We start from the raw sequence: 17,893 nt of genomic DNA on the forward strand, positions 1-17,893 counted from the left end.
GCTGGGGTCGAGCAATCTGCGTTTTTTGGGTAGGGCAGATGTTGTCGAGCTAAAGCTCGACCTACAGAAGTTGAGCTTAGTAGTCTTCTAACTCATCGTCAGATAAATCGTTTGATTTTCTATAGCCTGGCTTTGCTAAAATCTCTACATAAAAGGAAGTGAGGTTTTCAGTTTGCGTTTTATCAATCAACTTGTTTAGTTGTGATAGGTGCACTGGCTCGGCTTCGGCTTCTGTGTTACCAAACTTACAATCAAAATCCCAATAATCAGCGCCCGCTGGCAAAGTTTTGTTGCGCTCGCGCTTTAGGTATTTTTTAAGCTCATGCTTAACCGCGTCAACGCGTCTTTCAAGTTTGATTTTAGGGTGAATTAGTTCAAATGTCTTTTTCATAGTTGCCTTCAAGCAAGAAATACTCAATCGGCAAAACAGTATGCCTGAGTAGATAATGTGTATTAATTTAAGCGTAAAGCTTACGCCTGAATAAATACAGGAATGTAATGGGATATTTTACGTTATATTTTGTGAACTGGCGAGGGACTTTGTGAATGCCGAAGAGAATAAAAGCTGAGTTGGTTGCGTTAGTTCGCTACCAACTCATATTGCTAATGTACCATTGATAATGGCGGATTAATTCGCTTTTGGTTGCGTTTGAGTTGTGGGGGCTGCTGCCAATTTACGCTCCAAACGCTCTAATTTTTCTGCCAGTGCGGTTTGTGTCATCTCTATTTGGGTAAGGCTTGCGCCGATCTCTATCTGTTTAGAGTCTCTGCTTTGCGCTTGAGACTTTAACTGATCAACATCGCCATTAATGGCTGCAATTTGATTTTTTAGCACACTAGCGGCTTGCTGTTGTTCTTCTAATAGCGATAGTTTTAAAGCAAGCTCTGTTTGACTCTGCGATAGTGTTTCTACTTTGGTAGTCGTACTGGTCTGGTTTTTAGCGTTATTACTTGCTTGCTCTTCGAGCTTTTTGATGTCTGATTGGTTTCTTCGCCACGCTGACGCCCATAGTTTATCCATCTGTGACCAAAGCTCGTCTGTGCGCTCGGTTAGTGTGTTCAATTTTGCTTGCATTGCACCCGCGGACAAGTCCATCTCTTCATCTGTGGCGGTGAGGGTATGTTCAAGCTCGGCAATGCGATTTGTTGACTCGAGTAATTGTGCCTGGGTTGTTAAGTTTTGTTGGTAGAGCGCAAACGCCGCAGCGGCCAATGCAATAATCGAGATTGCACCCAACCAATTCATCATCCCCATACCTTTGGTGGGCTGGCTTGTTTGTTTGGTACTTTCTTTTGGTGCTGAGGTTTTATGGCTCGCTTGAGTGGTGGAGTTTTTATAGGCTTCAACCTGATCTAAATCTGGCGTAATACTGGGAAGCTCAGGTTCAATTCTCTTATCCAACGTACTTTCCTCTTTTTTGAGATTTATAAGGAGCCTTAGCAGCTTACTTGAAAATAACGCAATATGGAATCGGCTGGGTTAAGTGAGTCGATGGAGAAGGGGAGAGCTTTGCCTATTTAACCTGAGCTGCGGATAATTAATGCCTTTCTAGCAGCCTAATCTGCGTTTTTTGGGTAGGGCAGATGTTGTCGAGCTAAAGCTCGACCTACAGAAGTTGAGCTTAGTAGTCTTCTAACTCATCGTCAGATAAATCGTTTGATTTTCTATAGCCTGGCTTTGCTAAAATCTCTACATAAAAGGAAGTGAGGTTTTCAGTTTGCGTTTTATCAATCAACTTGTTTAGTTGTGATAGGTGCACTGGCTCGGCTTCGGCTTCTGTGTTACCAAACTTACAATCAAAATCCCAATAATCAGCGCCCGCTGGCAAAGTTTTGTTGCGCTCGCGCTTTAGGTATTTTTTAAGCTCATGCTTAACCGCGTCAACGCGTCTTTCAAGTTTGATTTTAGGGTGAATTAGTTCAAATGTCTTTTTCATAGTTGCCTTCAAGCAAGAAATACTCAATCGGCAAAACAGTATGCCTGAGTAGATAATGTGTATTAATTTAAGCGTAAAGCTTACGCCTGAATAAATACAGGAATGTAATGGGATATTTTACGTTATATTTTGTGAACTGGCGAGGGACTTTGTGAATGCCGAAGAGAATAAAAGCTGAGTTGGTTGCGTTAGTTCGCTACCAACTCATATTGCTAATGTACCATTGATAATGGCGGATTAATTCGCTTTTGGTTGCGTTTGAGTTGTGGGGGCTGCTGCCAATTTACGCTCCAAACGCTCTAATTTTTCTGCCAGTGCGGTTTGTGTCATCTCTATTTGGGTAAGGCTTGCGCCGATCTCTATCTGTTTAGAGTCTCTGCTTTGCGCTTGAGACTTTAACTGATCAACATCGCCATTAATGGCTGCAATTTGATTTTTTAGCACACTAGCGGCTTGCTGTTGTTCTTCTAATAGCGATAGTTTTAAAGCAAGCTCTGTTTGACTCTGCGATAGTGTTTCTACTTTGGTAGTCGTACTGGTCTGGTTTTTAGCGTTATTACTTGCTTGCTCTTCGAGCTTTTTGATGTCTGATTGGTTTCTTCGCCACGCTGACGCCCATAGTTTATCCATCTGTGACCAAAGCTCGTCTGTGCGCTCGGTTAGTGTGTTCAATTTTGCTTGCATTGCACCCGCGGACAAGTCCATCTCTTCATCTGTGGCGGTGAGGGTATGTTCAAGCTCGGCAATGCGATTTGTTGACTCGAGTAATTGTGCCTGGGTTGTTAAGTTTTGTTGGTAGAGCGCAAACGCCGCAGCGGCCAATGCAATAATCGAGATTGCACCCAACCAATTCATCATCCCCATACCTTTGGTGGGCTGGCTTGTTTGTTTGGTACTTTCTTTTGGTGCTGAGGTTTTATGGCTCGCTTGAGTGGTGGAGTTTTTATAGGCTTCAACCTGATCTAAATCTGGCGTAATACTGGGAAGCTCAGGTTCAATTCTCTTATCCAACGTACTTTCCTCTTTTTTGAGATTTATAAGGAGCCTTAGCAGCTTACTTGAAAATAACGCAATATGGAATCGGCTGGGTTAAGTGAGTCGATGGAGAAGGGGAGAGCTTTGCCTATTTAACCTGAGCTGCGGATAATTAATGCCTTTCTAGCAGCCTGTTTTAGCGCTAACTGCGTTGAATTCACTTCCAATAGCCAGCTATTGGTGCGTAAATTCGCCTTGCCTACAGGATGTAGGTACCTTAGCGAGAGCAGGACGCGGAAGCGGTGTTTTCCCTAAAACTCTCTGGCTAGACAAGGAGAAAACTAAGTTGTGCTTTAGCAACAATGAGTTGGAACATTCCTTATCCAAACCTCAGGTTATTTAGAAAAGCCAAAGGTGCTTTCTGATCTTGTAGCTAGTTTGAACTTACCGTTACTGTGATGACATCTGAGTAAGTACCTGCGGCATTTAGGCCGTTGGAAAGCGGGGTGATATTCAACGGCGTCGCTTTGGTTTCACCACTACTACCGGTACCTGCAGCTGTTGCATTGGTATGCTGATATACACCATTTTGCAGATCTATCCCTTCGCTATCACCAATATTTAGGGTGTAAGCCAGTTTACTGCCTTGACCGTTATCGGAAACTAAAAATCCGCCATTGGCAGAGCTATAAGAAGTGGTTGCGTTTTCGCCAGTATTGCACCAAACCTCTAATACGCCAATCTGCTGGGTAGTTTGGGATGCGTCTAGGTTTAGTCCCGTGGTGTTGTTTTCAGTGCTAATTGTTTTGCAAGTGGGGTCTATAGTGCCTTCAAAAGAGAATTTACTTTCAGAAGCCGTTGTATCAATAACTGCAGCATGCACAAACATAGGTGCGCTTACTAAAACTGCAAAGAGTGATTTTTGTATAGTGTTCATGGCTTCTTCCCCCTCAAATAAAGTACAGCAGTTATGTCTCAATTTGCAAGTGAAATGCCACGGGCTGCGGGATATTTTATCTGTAGATTTGGGGAGAGTAGAACATTACCTTAGCGCTATAAAGTAATCGCCGGGATGTATAATTACTTGCCCGGTCATTTACTTTATTTGGGGGAGGGCAACGAGTGCTTTTGTCAAACGCTCGCTGCCTCATTATTTTGTTAGTTAGGACTAACCGTTACTGTGATGGTATCAGAGTATGTACCCGCATCGTTTAAGCCATTTGACTGTGGTGTGATCTTTAACGTAGTTGCTTGCGTGTCACCTGCGCTGCCTGTGCCTGCAAGCGTAGTTAGGTGCTTATAAGTACCGCTTTGTAAGTCAACACCTGAAGTGCTGCCGATATCTAGCGTGTAAGCAATTTTGCTGTTTTTGCCGTTACCAGCAACTAAGAAGCCGCCGTTAGCTGAGCTATATTCAGTTATTGCATTTTCACCTGTGTTACACCACACGTCTAGCGTACCAATTTCTTGAGTTTCTTGAGTAGAATCTAGATTTAAGTTAGTTACGCTGTTTGAGCCACTATCAGTTTTACACATGGCTTCAATAGTACCTTCAAAGGTGAAACTTGCTTCATTTCCTGTTGTTTCTACTACAGCAGCTGCCGCAGTCATTGACGTGATTGCTGAGGCAACAAATAGTGATTTAAGTAATGTGTTCATGGCGCATCCCCTTGAATAAAGTACTGCTTTATAATCTGTGTTAGGTTGAATACCTAGTTATTTCAAATTAAAAGCAATTGGTGTGCCAATGTTTTTAAGTTTTATTTTTTTTTATTGTTTTGTTTTTTTGTTCTTATAATTCAAGTTATTATCTTGGGTATACGGTGAGTGATAAATTGTCGCGATAGTAGCCTGCAGGCATAAGCTCGGTATTGCCTAGTTGAAATTCAAAGCCAAACCACGAATCTCTGACGCCGGGATAGAAATTATAGCTTCGCGTTAAACGTTCCGATGACGATATTTTGACGTTATCGAAACTAATTGCGTAATCAATAAGGGCTCGTTTGTTGGTTTCATGACGCAAGCCGTTATATTCAGAGTCTAGGACGATATCGTATGAGCTATTACTCAATATTTTTATACCCCAGTAAAAGCGCATATTCGTTTTTAGTTCGCCTAAGTCTATGAGGTAGTGACCATCATCGCCCGACACTTTACCTTTGCTTGAGTTATCGAGCGAGATGGCGATTTGTGGCTCAGCATAATAGGTCATCTCCAGATATTGCTCTGCGATGACCTTGTTGCGCCTTACAATAGACACTTTTATCGCACCATAGTAATAACCCGCAGGAAACAAACTGTAGTGCCTTAAGCGCATCCACATTTGTGTAGAGCGGCTAGTTAAGGCTGCTTTGGCGATACCGTTTTTAACGTTAATACGTTTGTATTGAGAGTCCAGTAGTCTACCGTATTTATCTTCAGTCGGGCCCGAGAAGACAAACGAATAATAATACGTATCTTCAACCCAGATTTCATCGGCACAATCTAAAAGCGAATCAGAGACTTGTATTTTTAGCGGTAAATATACAGTTACTCGATTGCCATACTCTTCTTTTATTTCGGCTGAGTTAGAGGTCGCCAAAAAATTGCCATCACATTTGTTGCGCTTGGCTAATGCAAAAGGCGAGATCAAATAGCTGAGTGCAAGCAGCAAAAATAGTGCGAACTTCATTTGTTTGGATCTCCCTGTAATTGTGCTTGCTCAAGCGTGATGGTGCCAATTTTGATAAATCGTTTTTCGCCATCATTCACGGTAAATCGTCCGACGATGTCGTTAATTTCGATTAGGTAGCTACCTGTACTGACTCCTTCTACAACAAATCGACCCACTCGGTTGGTAAAAAAGGTGCGATTGATGGGAGCGTTGTCACTTGCACTAGATTGCCTTATTACTTGTCCTCTTCCCAGTGCAATAGGTGTGCCTTGTTCGTCGACCACTGTACCTATCACGGTATAAGACAGGTCCGAACCTACTTGAATATGGTGCCCTGTATTGGCGCCACCTACTAATTTATAAGTGCCTGGACCCCAATCATAACCCAGAGGTGCGTTGGGTACATCAATATTAAATTGATAGTTGGTGTAGCCAGCGCCTAAATCAATTAATGCGCCAATGTGTTGCGTTGGTTGGTTTTGTGCACGGCCAAAGCGGTCAACGTTAACTAATACGTCGTTATTTTTTAATGTTTTATGCTTAGTAACTACAGCAAAAGGAGTGGTAGTGGTGGCACCCATACCAAAGTGACCATCAGCAAATCCTATACTTGACGATAAGTTAACACTGGCGGAGCTGTCACTCGTAAATTGCGAGCGAGTGTAATTACTTGCGGTCATATCAGCTCTAAAAAATGCGTTAGTATGGCTGGCTTTTAGCTGTTCTTGCCTATACCCACTGCCTTTTTCCGCCCGTAATTCATAGCCATAGTCATTGACGTAGTTATTGTTAGTTTTGGCATAGCTTACGCTGGCGACTTTACTACGGTTGTTATATTGAGCTCTCGTGCGGACGTTGTCTTGGCGGTTGTAATGGTTCCACGTGAAGTTAAGCACGAATTGATTTTCAGAGACGACACGAGGATCGTCACTGACATTATGGTTATACCCAACTCTTACCCTAGCCCCTTCGTAGCGAAAGTTAAGCTCAGCAGAGAGGTTTTTAGTGACCAAATCTTCATTATTTACTTGCCGCGTTGCGTTGAGCGTAAAGTCTATGTGGTCGTTGATAATATAGCTGTAGTCAGCAAAAGCCCTTTTGTTATTGCTGAGCGTGACTTCTTCAAGCCAAGGCGAATTGCTAAAGTCTTCCATGATTTCATAGCCCAAACGTAAGTTGGGCGAGCCATAATTACCATGACCAAAAATACTATGCTCGGTTTCTATCGAGAAAGCATTGCCGGAAATATCAGACGTTTTACTTTGCGAGTAACGCAGCGATACATTGCCCAAAGGGCTACTGAATGTGGTGATTGAGCCAAATACTTGCCCTTGTGGATGGGCCGCGCCATTAACTCCAAGTGAGAGTTTGTCGGTAACGCCATATTCGTAACTGCCAGAAAGCAGCGCGTCGTCGTCATAATGATAACGACCATCATCTACTACCGATAAAAAACCAACTGCTAGCGAGTAGTCACTCACTCCTTGAGCTAATAGCCGAGAGTTATAGTGGCTAGTAAAATGGAAGTGCTGGGTTTCACCGTTGGCATATGTCGCAACAACGTGAATATTATTTATGCCTGAAGTCAACGGTAAGTCATTGAGGTCATAGCGTCCCGCTTTGAGGCGTACTCTAGAAATCAAAAACTCATTAATAAATATCTCAAGTGTTGCAGGGCGGGGTAACATAAACTGTTGGCTGTTACCTGGGGTGATCTTACGTTGGGGTTGTAGCTTTGAATAGGCGCTTGCGACTTTGAAGCCTGCAAGTGGAGCACCCGATAAATGGCCATTGTTACTGCTTTGGGTATCGCCTAATGTGAATCGTCTCGGTTTTTCGGGCTGGTCGTAAAATACCGCCGTATCACCACGGTAGACGTGACTTTGCTCGGTGCTGCCGCTTTCCCAAAAAACCGAACTGTGCATATTTATGCCGTTGCTACCGCCAACATTGGCATTTATAAGCCATTCGAATTGTGAGTGGTAGCTTTGATTATTGTCACTACGCTCATGGTTTAGGTTGAGATTATTCAGTAAAGCCCAACGCGCTTCTTGTGTTGGTTGTTCAAAGTATTTCTTTCTGCCATAAGAAAGCGTGTCTGTAGCCATGGCCGCTTCTGCTAGTGACATGTCTATAGTGAGATCTTGTGCCTTGAGATCAAGCGTAATTCCCTTTGCTTGTAACATATATAGGGTGACCTCGTGCTCCTCAAGACTTGAGAGCCAATCGAGTACGTCTTTACTTAATACCGATTGTAGGTTTTCCTTTAGCTGCATGGCTGAAACCGATTTTAAATCGTATCCATCTACAGAGGCAGAAACTTGCCCCACCTCGGCATTATTCAGCCGAACAGGAAAATCCATTGAATAAACTGCCGCCCATGCGGGGGCTGTCCACATCAGATAAAGTGGAGTAAACCAAAATTGTTTTAAACGAGGCAAGCCCAGGCTTGAGCGCACTGTTAACATCTAGCTATTTTTTACTTAGAAGCCAGTAGATTGATAAGCTCTACTGTTTTACTCGGCTTGTCATTGAGCAATGGTTGTAAATTTATCACCATAGTGTGATTTGGCATTATAAAACGGCCTGAAGTAACTGACTGAAACTTCACCCAATCTATGACAGTTGCGCCATCGTGGAAACGGTATTCAAACTGCGATAGGTCTAGTACTCGGTCGCCTTGGTTACTTAGGGTGAGTGTACAGTCGGTTAGCTCTTCACATTGCAGCGCGCTGTTTATTTGCGATTGAACACCATCCGGACTTACAAACACTAAAGTGGCAAAGTTAAATACCATTTTAACGCCAGATGCTTCATCTTCTCCGGGAAGTGGCAGCTGTTTGAAGACAATGCGATAAGACTGTGTTTGTTTGAGTTCGGGCGAGCCTAGGTATTTTGCTCTGAATACTTGATAGCTTTTTGCCGGTACTTCCACTTGCGGAGGCAGCACAATAAAGTCTTCTTCGGCGCTGATCAGCACTTCTTTTTGGTGCTCGTCAAAAGTACGTTTAAGTACCTCTATCTCGATGGGTAAAGGATTGTCACTGGGGTTTTGGAGGCGGTAGGTCACGAGTGACTTTTTACCATGTGACGAGAGGTCGACAATCATAGGTTGTACTTGGTAAGCCAAAGCCTGAGCTGCTAAACAAAACAGCAATAACAACAATATACGCATTCAAACTCCAACACTGAGAAGACCAAAATTTCCGCTACACGATACCCAGACTATTTGGTATTACAAGGGTAACATATACACTTTTTTTAATAATAACCAAATAGTATGGTTGAAATTAGAAGAGTGACAGTTTTTCACAAACCCGAATAAATCTACATTGCTTCAGTCTTCAGGACCAAGCAAAGTAAAGGTTAAATGTTTACGCATATCTTTTAAAATCACTCCTTTTTTCAGCATGGCGGCGCTTAAGCGCTTTTGCCATTTAAGGAGTTCTGGCTTTGCGGCTTCCAGTGCCTGTTCGTTCTCAAATTGGAAAAAGAGTATTAATGAGCCGGGGAACAAGTGATATTCCACATCAAACCAACATTGCACCATGCCGGGAATTTCTGCACGAGCTTGTTCTTCGAGTTTATCTGCAATGGTCAGTACCAAAGCTTGTTGTTTTTCTTGTACTTTTGAGAGCTTTTTCATAATGCTATGGATGTAAGAGGCCAAAAGCCTAATTATACTCAAGCTTATGGGCTATCAACAACTTTGTTGTTGATAGCCCGCTCAGAGTGAATTGCTTTTTCAATTCACTTAGAGTCGTTTTTGGGGTTAATACCAGTTGTATTAGGTAAATGATACGGCCTGAAGTAACTGACTGAAACTTCACCCAATCTATGACAGTTGCGCCATCGTGGAAACGGTATTCAAACTGCGATAGGTCTAGTACTCGGTCGCCTTGGTTACTTAGGGTGAGTGTACAGTCGGTTAGCTCTTCACATTGCAGCGCGCTGTTTATTTGCGATTGAACACCATCCGGACTTACAAACACTAAAGTGGCAAAGTTAAATACCATTTTAACGCCAGATGCTTCATCTTCTCCGGGAAGTGGCAGCTGTTTGAAGACAATGCGATAAGACTGTGTTTGTTTGAGTTCGGGCGAGCCTAGGTATTTTGCTCTGAATACTTGATAGCTTTTTGCCGGTACTTCCACTTGCGGAGGCAGCACAATAAAGTCTTCTTCGGCGCTGATCAGCACTTCTTTTTGGTGCTCGTCAAAAGTACGTTTAAGTACCTCTATCTCGATGGGTAAAGGATTGTCACTGGGGTTTTGGAGGCGGTAGGTCACGAGTGACTTTTTACCATGTGACGAGAGGTCGACAATCATAGGTTGTACTTGGTAAGCCAAAGCCTGAGCTGCTAAACAAAACAGCAATAACAACAATATACGCATTCAAACTCCAACACTGAGAAGACCAAAATTTCCGCTACACGATACCCAGACTATTTGGTATTACAAGGGTAACATATACACTTTTTTTAATAATAACCAAATAGTATGGTTGAAATTAGAAGAGTGACAGTTTTTCACAAACCCGAATAAATCTACATTGCTTCAGTCTTCAGGACCAAGCAAAGTAAAGGTTAAATGTTTACGCATATCTTTTAAAATCACTCCTTTTTTCAGCATGGCGGCGCTTAAGCGCTTTTGCCATTTAAGGAGTTCTGGCTTTGCGGCTTCCAGTGCCTGTTCGTTCTCAAATTGGAAAAAGAGTATTAATGAGCCGGGGAACAAGTGATATTCCACATCAAACCAACATTGCACCATGCCGGGAATTTCTGCACGAGCTTGTTCTTCGAGTTTATCTGCAATGGTCAGTACCAAAGCTTGTTGTTTTTCTTGTACTTTTGAGAGCTTTTTCATAATGCTATGGATGTAAGAGGCCAAAAGCCTAATTATACTCAAGCTTATGGGCTATCAACAACTTTGTTGTTGATAGCCCGCTCAGAGTGAATTGCTTTTTCAATTCACTTAGAGTCGTTTTTGGGGTTAATACCAGTTGTATTAGGTAAATGATCTATTTTGAAGCGGGGAAATAGCTTTAGTAGCAAGGCAAAAATTTTGCTATTTAGTTGTTCTAAATGAGAAATTTTTAACGAAGCTAATATGCTATTTCACCTTTCAAATTGATTGGAGAATTAATTCAATTGGTATAAGGTGCTGACAGCGCAAGTTTTGGTAGCGGTAGTTGGATTGCTTCTGCGCTGACGGGTTTTCCGCTTAAGAAAGTTTGCATTCTGGCGAGCACCAAGGGTGAGCTTGTATAAAGGTTGTGGCCCGCATTGTTCACCATAATCAGGGTCAAATTTGTGAGCCCTCTCACAGCTTCAAGTTGTTCTTCTGGATAAGTTCTACCGTCTAGACTCCCTGTAAACAATAAAGTTGGGATGTTGGATAGGGGAGCGGTTCTAAAACCATCGCCTAAATCTAGTTTTTTATCTATCAAGTGAAGTGTTGGCATTGGAAAGTTAAGCTTGTCGCCAAGCAAGGCCGTTGGCGATTGGTTTGTCACTTTTGCAAGGCGTTTAGCGGTGATCCCTGAAGCCACATCCATCGCCAGCGGCATCAATTTGAACGTAATGGGCTCATCGGTAAACATTCCACGCTGTAAAACATGCTTTAACAGCTCGGTATTGCCATTATCTAAACCTAAATAAATATGAATTAGCATGGCAAGATATTGGTTAGGATCGGCAATCATCATGCTAGCTAACGACTGAATATGATGCTTTTGAAATAACATGGGTGTTTTTGAGCCGTCTTTTTGTGTAATTTGAAGTGCAATAGGTTGTTGTTCAAGTTTACTGTGCACTCGGCGCATCAAAGCGGGTAGATCCGAAACTTGTTGTTTAAGAGCTTGCTGATTGATAATTCCTTGAATTCTTTCAAAGTATTGATCGGTTAGATAAGGTAGTTTAACGGTCTGATTGAGCCCTTCAGCACTGGCGATAATTACTTTGTCAAGATGCGCTGGCATCGCTTTTATGGCACTGAGTGCCAGATGGCTGCCGTAAGAGATCCCCCAAAGTGATACTTTGTCAGCTTTTAGGTGTTTTCGTAAGTCGTTTATATCTAGCGCATTCTGCTCGGTATTATAACCATATATATCAATGTCTTGAGACTTCCATAGAGTAAAGCATTCTAATGCGGCTTTGCGGTAACGGTCTGCAATTTGCGCTTCAGTGGTAACAGAATTAAGCGCAATATGTTCATTAGACACGCAAGGAGCAGCTTGCTCTGACTGGCCCGTACCTCTTTGATCTAGCGCAATAACATCACCAAACTCTCTTAGTGCTTGAAATAAAGGAAATCTTCGCCACTTGGCAGTCGCGATCCCTGAACCGCCGGGGCCACCAGATAAATATACGATAGGGGAACCTTTATTGTTGCGGGTTGCAGGAAAGCGCACATAGTTAATTCTAATTCTTTTGCTGCTGGGGTTATTCCTGTTTTCAGGCACCCAGAGGTGCCCAGCTATGGCATCCGTTGTTTCTCTGCTGTTGGCTTGAAACTCGATTTGTTGCTCATTGCTGTACAGCACTTGCTTATCGCTGCCTTTCTCTGCGCTTACGCATAAGCAAGTGAATAAGCTTAACGCGGCTATTAATGTGTGTGTTGATCGCATAGTATTACTCCTTAATAGTTTGTTCTTATTGAATACCATGGCAACTTTATGGGGTAGTGAACTTCTATGAGAGGCCTATATTTATTGGTTTGTAGGCTCAGCGGTAGTAAAAGGCCGACGAACGGTTAAAGGAAAAGCGGTAGAGTGTGAATATTAATCTTGTACTTTATTTAGTGATGGCTGTGTGTTGCTCGGGCGCTCTAGGTAAGGCTTATGCCAGCCAACCTTTGTTGCCATTTTCTTATGATCAAGCCGTGATGGTTTGCCCATGGTCAGTCTCACCAAAAGAAATTCCACAGTTTACTGAGCCGCAATGTTACCGAGCGAAATTATCTGAGATAGACCCGCAAAATCAGGCTGTTTGGGTGTTAATCGAATTTGAGCGAGCGAAATTAGCCTCAATACCAAGGCCCGTAGGGTTGTATTTATTTGCTAAAACATCAAGCGAAGTCTTTTTAAATGGTAGTAAGGTAGGGAACAGCGGTTTTCCTGCCGTAGATAAAGCTGAGCAAATAGGCAAAATGGACAGCGTATTTTATTTGCCAGACTCACTTATAAAGAAAAGCAATCAGCTGGTGTTTGGTTTGTCTGCGCAGCATAGCCTTATTTCATTAGGATACCCAATACATTTTGTTGGGATAGGGCAATTTGGCGATCCTAAGCAATATATTCAATCATTTAGTGGCTTAGGCCTGATTTTGGTTGGTGCCTTTTTGTTGGGCGCGTTGTACTTTATAAGTCTGAGCTTTGGTCGTTATGGCAATACAAGCGTTCGGATATTTTCCGCACTGTGCCTGCTTGCGACAATGCAGCTCAGTGCTGAAATATCGCGAGGAGTAGTTGACTATGGCTATGTGTGGCATGATATTCGACTATTGACTGTGACGGCGTTGTCGTTTTTATTTGGCACTTTGTTGCTTGTATATAGCTCCTTAAAAGTTGCAAAAAAGCACGCGCTTCACTGGATTTATATCGGTACACTAATCACGCTTATTGTTATTATTTTTGCGCCAGGCTTTGACTCTAAAACCACGGCCGGAGTGTTTGTGCCATTACTCGTTAGCCTAGTCCAGCTAGGCTATTGTTGGCGACGCGCCAAAAACAATAATTTAGCGGTTTGGTTTGTGGTGCAGTTGTTGGTGGCTGCAACCGTGCTATTTGTTGCATCAAGCTTCCACGAAATTACTCACTTTGTGATCATTGCCGTCTTGCTAGTCTACCTTTTCATTCGTCAAGCTAAAGAGTATCGTGCTCAGCAAGTACAGTTGAGTAGTGATCAAGCTCATATTGCCAAGCTTGAGTTCAAACTCGCGCAGAACAAACAACTTCAATCTCCTTCTAAGCTGGAAGTCAGTATTGCAGGTAAAACTGACTATGTTGTGCTCACGGATATCGCGTTTTGCAAAGCCGCAGGGGACTACGTTGAGCTGCACATGAAAGATACCACGCAGAAGCTGTTTATAGGCTCACTAAAACAACTCGAACTTGCTTTACCCTCTATTTTTGTAAAAGCACATCGTTCTTATTTAACTAATCTAAATGAAGTGGTGTCATTAGAAAGTGATAATAATCAGAGCAACTTGAAATTAACCAATGGAGCAAGTGTTCCCGTCAGTCGTCGGCTTGTCCCGTCGGTTAGGGCGACGCTTAAAGCGTCTAATAAACCCTAAGCGCAGCTGATCTTTTAAATTGGGTTTTGCAGAGCTGAAATTAAATACATCGCTCCGTTTGGCTCTATATGGCCGTCGCAGTTGCCGCTTTCTATTTGAGTGTTGCTCAATGCGGCATGACCATCGGTTGGTAAATAAAGTGCCTTTGATACACGTCTGCAGCTCTTTTGTTGGATAGTTTGCTGTTCGACGATAAGAATATGTCCACCACCTATCACGTAAGCGTTGGGAATGTTGGTTTGGGCTAGATAGGCGACTTTACAGGCTTTATCGTTATTGAAACCGTTTGCTATTATCTCTTTTGAAGCGCGGGTTGAAATGGTAATGACACATTTTTCACCGATGGATACAGCGTATTGTCCCAGTTGCCACTTTGCTGCTACTTCGTCTTGTGCAGCCGCTAAATTACTTATGCTGATCGTTGCTATAAGTGCTAAATATTTCATGAAAGCCTCCTTGCATATCCCTATTCATCATTGTGTGGTCACTTTACATTAGTATCTCATCCTGCAGCTGAGGTACTGCTCGACCAAAAGGGCTAAATATTTTATTATCGTGGCAGTATAAATCTTATGCAAGGAGCATAGTCTGTTATGACCAAGGAAAAATCGTTATCACTCTCTACAAAGCTGAAGTTTTTGTTTGCTGCAATTGGTAAGCATTTGGGTTTTATCTCCGTTGGCATTCCGTTTTATATTGTTGGTGGATTCATTATTTACATTGGGGTAACTGAGCAATACGGTGCAGGTATTGGGGCTGTTATTTTTGGCGCTATATTTATCTTGATACCTCTTGGAATGTACGCTTTTTCCCTGCCATCAAGTATTCGCTACTACTACGAAAAAGAATTGACGAAAGAGTTTGGTAAACACCTTCTCGGCACCATTACTAACAAAAGAATTGAATCTAATACGTATGTTCACCGGGACGAGTATGACCGAGAAGTGGAGCATCGGGAGACTTTCTATTTCGTTGAGTACAGCTATCAATTTCAGGGCAGTCGTGAAGGTGAGTTTATTCTGGATAACAAAGATTTTTATGACAAGTTGCAGGTTGAAGATGATTTACCTATCCAAGTATTGACGGTAAAACCAAGCGTAGCAGAGCCCAGACTTATCAAATTGGGAAAGCGCTACGGACTTAAACCCGCTGAAAGTTACTAGGCTAAATATGCAATTGGTTGAGGCTTACGCTTCAACCAATTGACGCTGAAAATACCCTTTTAGAAAATCGAGCAGTAGTCGCACTTTTTTAGAGTTGGCATTGCCTTCTGGAAAAACGCCATAAACATGTATGTCTGGCAGCGTGTAATCTTCTAATACAGGCACTAAAGTTCCGGCCTGTATTTTTGGTAATGCATCGTAAGTTGGAATTCGTCCAAGACCATGACCTCCCTCAACAAAAGCAGTGCGTGCGGCGGCATTGTTGGTGCTTATATCGCCTTTCATCGTGATGCTATAAGCCCGAGCCCCTTTACTCAATGTGAGTGCCCCCGATGTCAGCTTGTAAATCACCCATTGATGCTGGTAGAGATCGGTAGGGTGTTTGGGGACGCCGTACTTTTGCAAATAGTCGGGCGATGCGCACAGGCAGGTTTTTAGCACTGAAAGTTTACTGGCTTGCAAACCTGAATCGGGAAGTGGGGCGCCTCGAATGGCCAGATCAATGCCTTCTTTGATGATATTGACGACTTCATCTGTGAGCATGATATCGAGCTGGATCTTAGGATACATAGCTCTAAATTCATTGAGTGCAGGCACTATGGTTTGCAAGCCAACATTAACAGGGCAGGTAAGCTTTATTAGACCGATTGGTTCTTTCTTTAAATTCTCAATTTGCTGGTTTGCGGCAAAGGCTTGCTCTGCAATCACACGGCAGCGCTGATAGTATTCGCGACCTGCCTCTGTAAGTGAAATGGTGCGAGTCGAGCGATTGAGCAATTTTATGCCTAACTGTGACTCCAGTTTTTTAACATGGTAGCTCACCACTGCGCGAGACAAATTTAAATGCCTAGCGGCGCCAATTAAAGTGCCTTGCTCGATAACTTGGGCAAAGACAACCATGCTTTTGAGTTGCTCAAACGAAATATCCACGCACTACTCCATCGACTTTGATAAATTGATTGTATCAATTGTTTGAACAAAGAGTTAGCTTTTGTCTGCATTGTTTAACTAGTCTTCAGCTCATATTTTTATATTTATCCGCAGGCTAAATAGTCTGAAGTTTGAAGAAAGAATGAGAGGTAATTTTGATGACAGCAAAGAAAATTTTAATGGTGCTAACGTCACATGCAGAACTAGGCAACACAGGTGAGAAGACAGGGTTTTGGATTGAAGAGTTTGCTGCACCTTACTATGCCTTTGTGGATGCAGGGGTAGAAGTAACGCTTGCTTCACCAAAAGGTGGTCAGCCGCCAATTGACCCAAAAAGCGAACAGCCTGATTTCCAAACCGACAGTACTAAACGGTATTTTGATGATCAAAAAACGCAGGAACTGGTGGCAAATACGCTGCCGCTAGCAGAGGTGAACGCGGCAGATTTTGACGCTGTGTTTTATCCTGGCGGTCACGGACCATTATGGGATTTAGCAACAGATACCAATTCAATCCAATTGATCAGTGCCTTTTTAGCTGCAGATAAACCGGTTGGTACGGTATGCCATGCAACAGCTGTGCTGATGGATGTAAAAACCACGTCGGGTGAGTATCTGGTAAAAGGCAAAGTGGTGTCTGGCTTTACGAATAGTGAAGAGGCGGCAGTTGGGCTGACTGATGTTGTGCCATTTTTATTAGAAGATGAGCTGGTTAAACGAGGTGCTGATTTCCAGAAAGTCGATGATTGGAATGTGTTTGCTGTTAGAGATGGCTTAATTTTTACAGGGCAGAATCCAGCAAGCTCTGAACTTGTCGCTGAGAAAATGCTGACGTACCTAAACCAGCTGTAACCTGCTTATTAAAAGGAATAAATCATGAGTAACGCAATAAACCAAGCTCAAAACGCACAAACGAATCGTCGCATTACCTTGGCGTCACGCCCACATGGTGCACCAACGCAAGAAAATTTCAATTATGAAGAAGCACAGATCCCAACGCCAAAAGAGGGCGAGGTGCTCCTTCGTACCGTCTTTTTGTCGTTAGATCCATACATGCGTGGCCGTATGAGCGATGCAAAATCTTATGCTGAGCCGGTTGCTATTGGTGAAGCGATGGTGGGTGGCACAGTATGCCGAGTTGAAGCGTCAAATAACCCTAAATTTGTCAAAGGTGACTGGGTACTCGCGATGAGTGGCTGGCAGGACTATAGCGTTTCGGATGGCACGGGCTTACTTAAGTTAGATAACAATTTACCCAACCCATCATATAGCTTGGGTGTGTTAGGGATGCCAGGCCTTACTGCCTACATGGGACTGATGGATATCGGCCAGCCAAAAGCTGGAGAAACGGTAGTCGTTGCCGCAGCAACCGGTGCTGTAGGTAGCCTTGTTGGGCAAATAGCAAAACTGCAAGGCTGTAGAGTAATAGGCATAGCTGGTGGCGCCGAAAAATGCAGTTACGCTACCGAGACACTTGGCTTTGATGCCTGTCTTGATCACCGCAAGGATGATCTCGCTGAGCAGTTAGCGCAGGCATGTCCATCAGGAATTGACGTCTATTTTGAAAATGTGGGTGGCAAGGTGTTCGATGCGGTTATGCCATTGCTTAACTCAAGTGCCCGGGTTCCACTTTGTGGGTTGATCTCTCAATATAATGCCACCGAGTTGCCATCGGGACCCGATCGTATGTCGATGCTGATGGCGACGCTGCTGATTAAGCGAGTGAAAATGCAAGGCTTTATTGTATTCGACGACTATGGGCATAGATACAACGAGTTCAGCGAAGCGATGCTGCCGTGGTTAAACGCGGGCAAGATTAAGTACAAAGAGCACTTGGTCGAGGGGATGGATAATACTGTCGAGGCATTTATTGGCTTATTGGAAGGTAAAAACTTCGGCAAACTTGTCGTGCGCTTAGGTCCAGACGAGCTGGTATAAC

At 43.2% G+C, this 17,893-nt stretch carries 19 protein-coding genes; 4 read left to right on the forward strand and 15 right to left on the reverse strand.

All coding sequences use genetic code 11. The annotated features are described in order from the left end of the window. Positions 1-76: 76 nt before the first annotated feature. The 13 genes from PPIS_RS00395 to PPIS_RS00455 all read right to left on the reverse strand — a co-directional run bounded on the left by PPIS_RS00395 (position 77) and on the right by PPIS_RS00455 (position 12,192). Positions 77-391: a DUF6172 family protein gene (locus PPIS_RS00395; RefSeq protein ID WP_010370561.1), complete on the reverse strand. Its 315-nt coding sequence runs from the start codon at positions 389-391 to the stop codon at positions 77-79. Positions 392-628: 237 nt separating this feature from the next. Further along, on the reverse strand, positions 629-1,402 hold the full coding sequence (locus tag PPIS_RS00400; protein WP_010370563.1) for a hypothetical protein: 774 nt from the start codon (positions 1,400-1,402) through the stop codon (positions 629-631). 220 nt (positions 1,403-1,622) lie between these two features. After that, positions 1,623-1,937 (reverse strand): DUF6172 family protein, encoded by a 315-nt coding sequence (locus PPIS_RS00405; protein ID WP_010370561.1) that lies wholly within the window; start codon positions 1,935-1,937, stop codon positions 1,623-1,625. A 237-nt stretch (positions 1,938-2,174) separates the two neighbouring features. Then, positions 2,175-2,948 (reverse strand): hypothetical protein, encoded by a 774-nt coding sequence (locus PPIS_RS00410; RefSeq protein WP_010370563.1) that lies wholly within the window; start codon positions 2,946-2,948, stop codon positions 2,175-2,177. A 397-nt stretch (positions 2,949-3,345) separates the two neighbouring features. Continuing rightward, positions 3,346-3,849, reverse strand: a complete 504-nt coding sequence (locus PPIS_RS00415) for a hypothetical protein (protein ID WP_010370564.1) — start codon at positions 3,847-3,849, stop codon at positions 3,346-3,348. Positions 3,850-4,070: 221 nt separating this feature from the next. Further along, entirely contained in the window at positions 4,071-4,571 is a 501-nt protein-coding gene (locus PPIS_RS00420; protein ID WP_010370567.1) for a hypothetical protein, read from the reverse strand. A 148-nt stretch (positions 4,572-4,719) separates the two neighbouring features. Further along, a complete protein-coding gene (locus PPIS_RS00425; RefSeq protein ID WP_010370569.1) occupies positions 4,720-5,583 on the reverse strand; it encodes a hypothetical protein in 864 nt (287 codons plus the stop codon). After that, the gene (locus tag PPIS_RS00430; RefSeq protein WP_248694166.1) at positions 5,580-7,928 is read right to left on the reverse strand and encodes a fimbria/pilus outer membrane usher protein; all 2,349 of its coding nucleotides are present in this window, start codon (positions 7,926-7,928) and stop codon (positions 5,580-5,582) included. The genes PPIS_RS00425 and PPIS_RS00430 overlap by 4 nt, the downstream gene beginning before the upstream one ends. Positions 7,929-8,044: 116 nt before the next feature. Next, a complete protein-coding gene (locus PPIS_RS00435; protein WP_010370574.1) occupies positions 8,045-8,740 on the reverse strand; it encodes a fimbrial biogenesis chaperone in 696 nt (231 codons plus the stop codon). Between the two features lie 162 nt (positions 8,741-8,902). Continuing rightward, entirely contained in the window at positions 8,903-9,211 is a 309-nt protein-coding gene (locus PPIS_RS00440; RefSeq protein ID WP_010370578.1) for a hypothetical protein, read from the reverse strand. A gap of 28 nt (positions 9,212-9,239) precedes the next feature. Continuing rightward, the gene (locus tag PPIS_RS00445; protein WP_249031236.1) at positions 9,240-9,959 is read right to left on the reverse strand and encodes a fimbrial biogenesis chaperone; all 720 of its coding nucleotides are present in this window, start codon (positions 9,957-9,959) and stop codon (positions 9,240-9,242) included. A 162-nt stretch (positions 9,960-10,121) separates the two neighbouring features. After that, the gene (locus tag PPIS_RS00450; protein WP_010370578.1) at positions 10,122-10,430 is read right to left on the reverse strand and encodes a hypothetical protein; all 309 of its coding nucleotides are present in this window, start codon (positions 10,428-10,430) and stop codon (positions 10,122-10,124) included. 280 nt (positions 10,431-10,710) lie between these two features. Then, on the reverse strand, positions 10,711-12,192 hold the full coding sequence (locus PPIS_RS00455; RefSeq protein ID WP_010370582.1) for an alpha/beta hydrolase: 1,482 nt from the start codon (positions 12,190-12,192) through the stop codon (positions 10,711-10,713). A 146-nt stretch (positions 12,193-12,338) separates the two neighbouring features. Here PPIS_RS00455 and PPIS_RS00460 point away from each other — a divergent pair, with 146 nt between their 5' ends. Beyond that, positions 12,339-13,862, forward strand: coding sequence for a LytR/AlgR family response regulator transcription factor (locus PPIS_RS00460; RefSeq protein WP_010370586.1), 1,524 nt, complete (start codon positions 12,339-12,341; stop codon positions 13,860-13,862). Positions 13,863-13,876: 14 nt separating this feature from the next. On the opposite strand, the gene PPIS_RS00465 is transcribed toward PPIS_RS00460, so the two are convergent. Next, positions 13,877-14,308 carry a hypothetical protein gene (locus PPIS_RS00465; RefSeq protein WP_010370588.1) on the reverse strand — a complete coding sequence of 144 codons (432 nt, stop codon included), beginning with the start codon at positions 14,306-14,308 and terminating at the stop codon, positions 13,877-13,879. A gap of 147 nt (positions 14,309-14,455) precedes the next feature. Between PPIS_RS00465 and PPIS_RS00470 the strand changes: the two genes are divergently transcribed. Further along, a complete protein-coding gene (locus PPIS_RS00470; RefSeq protein WP_010370591.1) occupies positions 14,456-15,025 on the forward strand; it encodes a hypothetical protein in 570 nt (189 codons plus the stop codon). A 24-nt stretch (positions 15,026-15,049) separates the two neighbouring features. Here the strand turns inward: PPIS_RS00470 and PPIS_RS00475 are convergent, their stop codons facing one another. After that, positions 15,050-15,955, reverse strand: a complete 906-nt coding sequence (locus PPIS_RS00475; RefSeq protein ID WP_010370594.1) for a LysR family transcriptional regulator — start codon at positions 15,953-15,955, stop codon at positions 15,050-15,052. Between the two features lie 158 nt (positions 15,956-16,113). Here PPIS_RS00475 and PPIS_RS00480 point away from each other — a divergent pair, with 158 nt between their 5' ends. Together PPIS_RS00480 and PPIS_RS00485 are read left to right on the forward strand one after the other, a co-directional pair. Next, positions 16,114-16,806, forward strand: coding sequence for a type 1 glutamine amidotransferase domain-containing protein (locus PPIS_RS00480; RefSeq protein WP_021032473.1), 693 nt, complete (start codon positions 16,114-16,116; stop codon positions 16,804-16,806). A 24-nt stretch (positions 16,807-16,830) separates the two neighbouring features. Further along, the gene (locus PPIS_RS00485; protein ID WP_010370601.1) at positions 16,831-17,892 is read left to right on the forward strand and encodes an NADP-dependent oxidoreductase; all 1,062 of its coding nucleotides are present in this window, start codon (positions 16,831-16,833) and stop codon (positions 17,890-17,892) included. Position 17,893 lies beyond the last annotated feature (1 nt).

Origin of the sequence: Pseudoalteromonas piscicida, assembly GCF_000238315.3 — a bacterium.
Classification (GTDB): Bacteria; Pseudomonadota; Gammaproteobacteria; order Enterobacterales; family Alteromonadaceae; genus Pseudoalteromonas; species Pseudoalteromonas piscicida.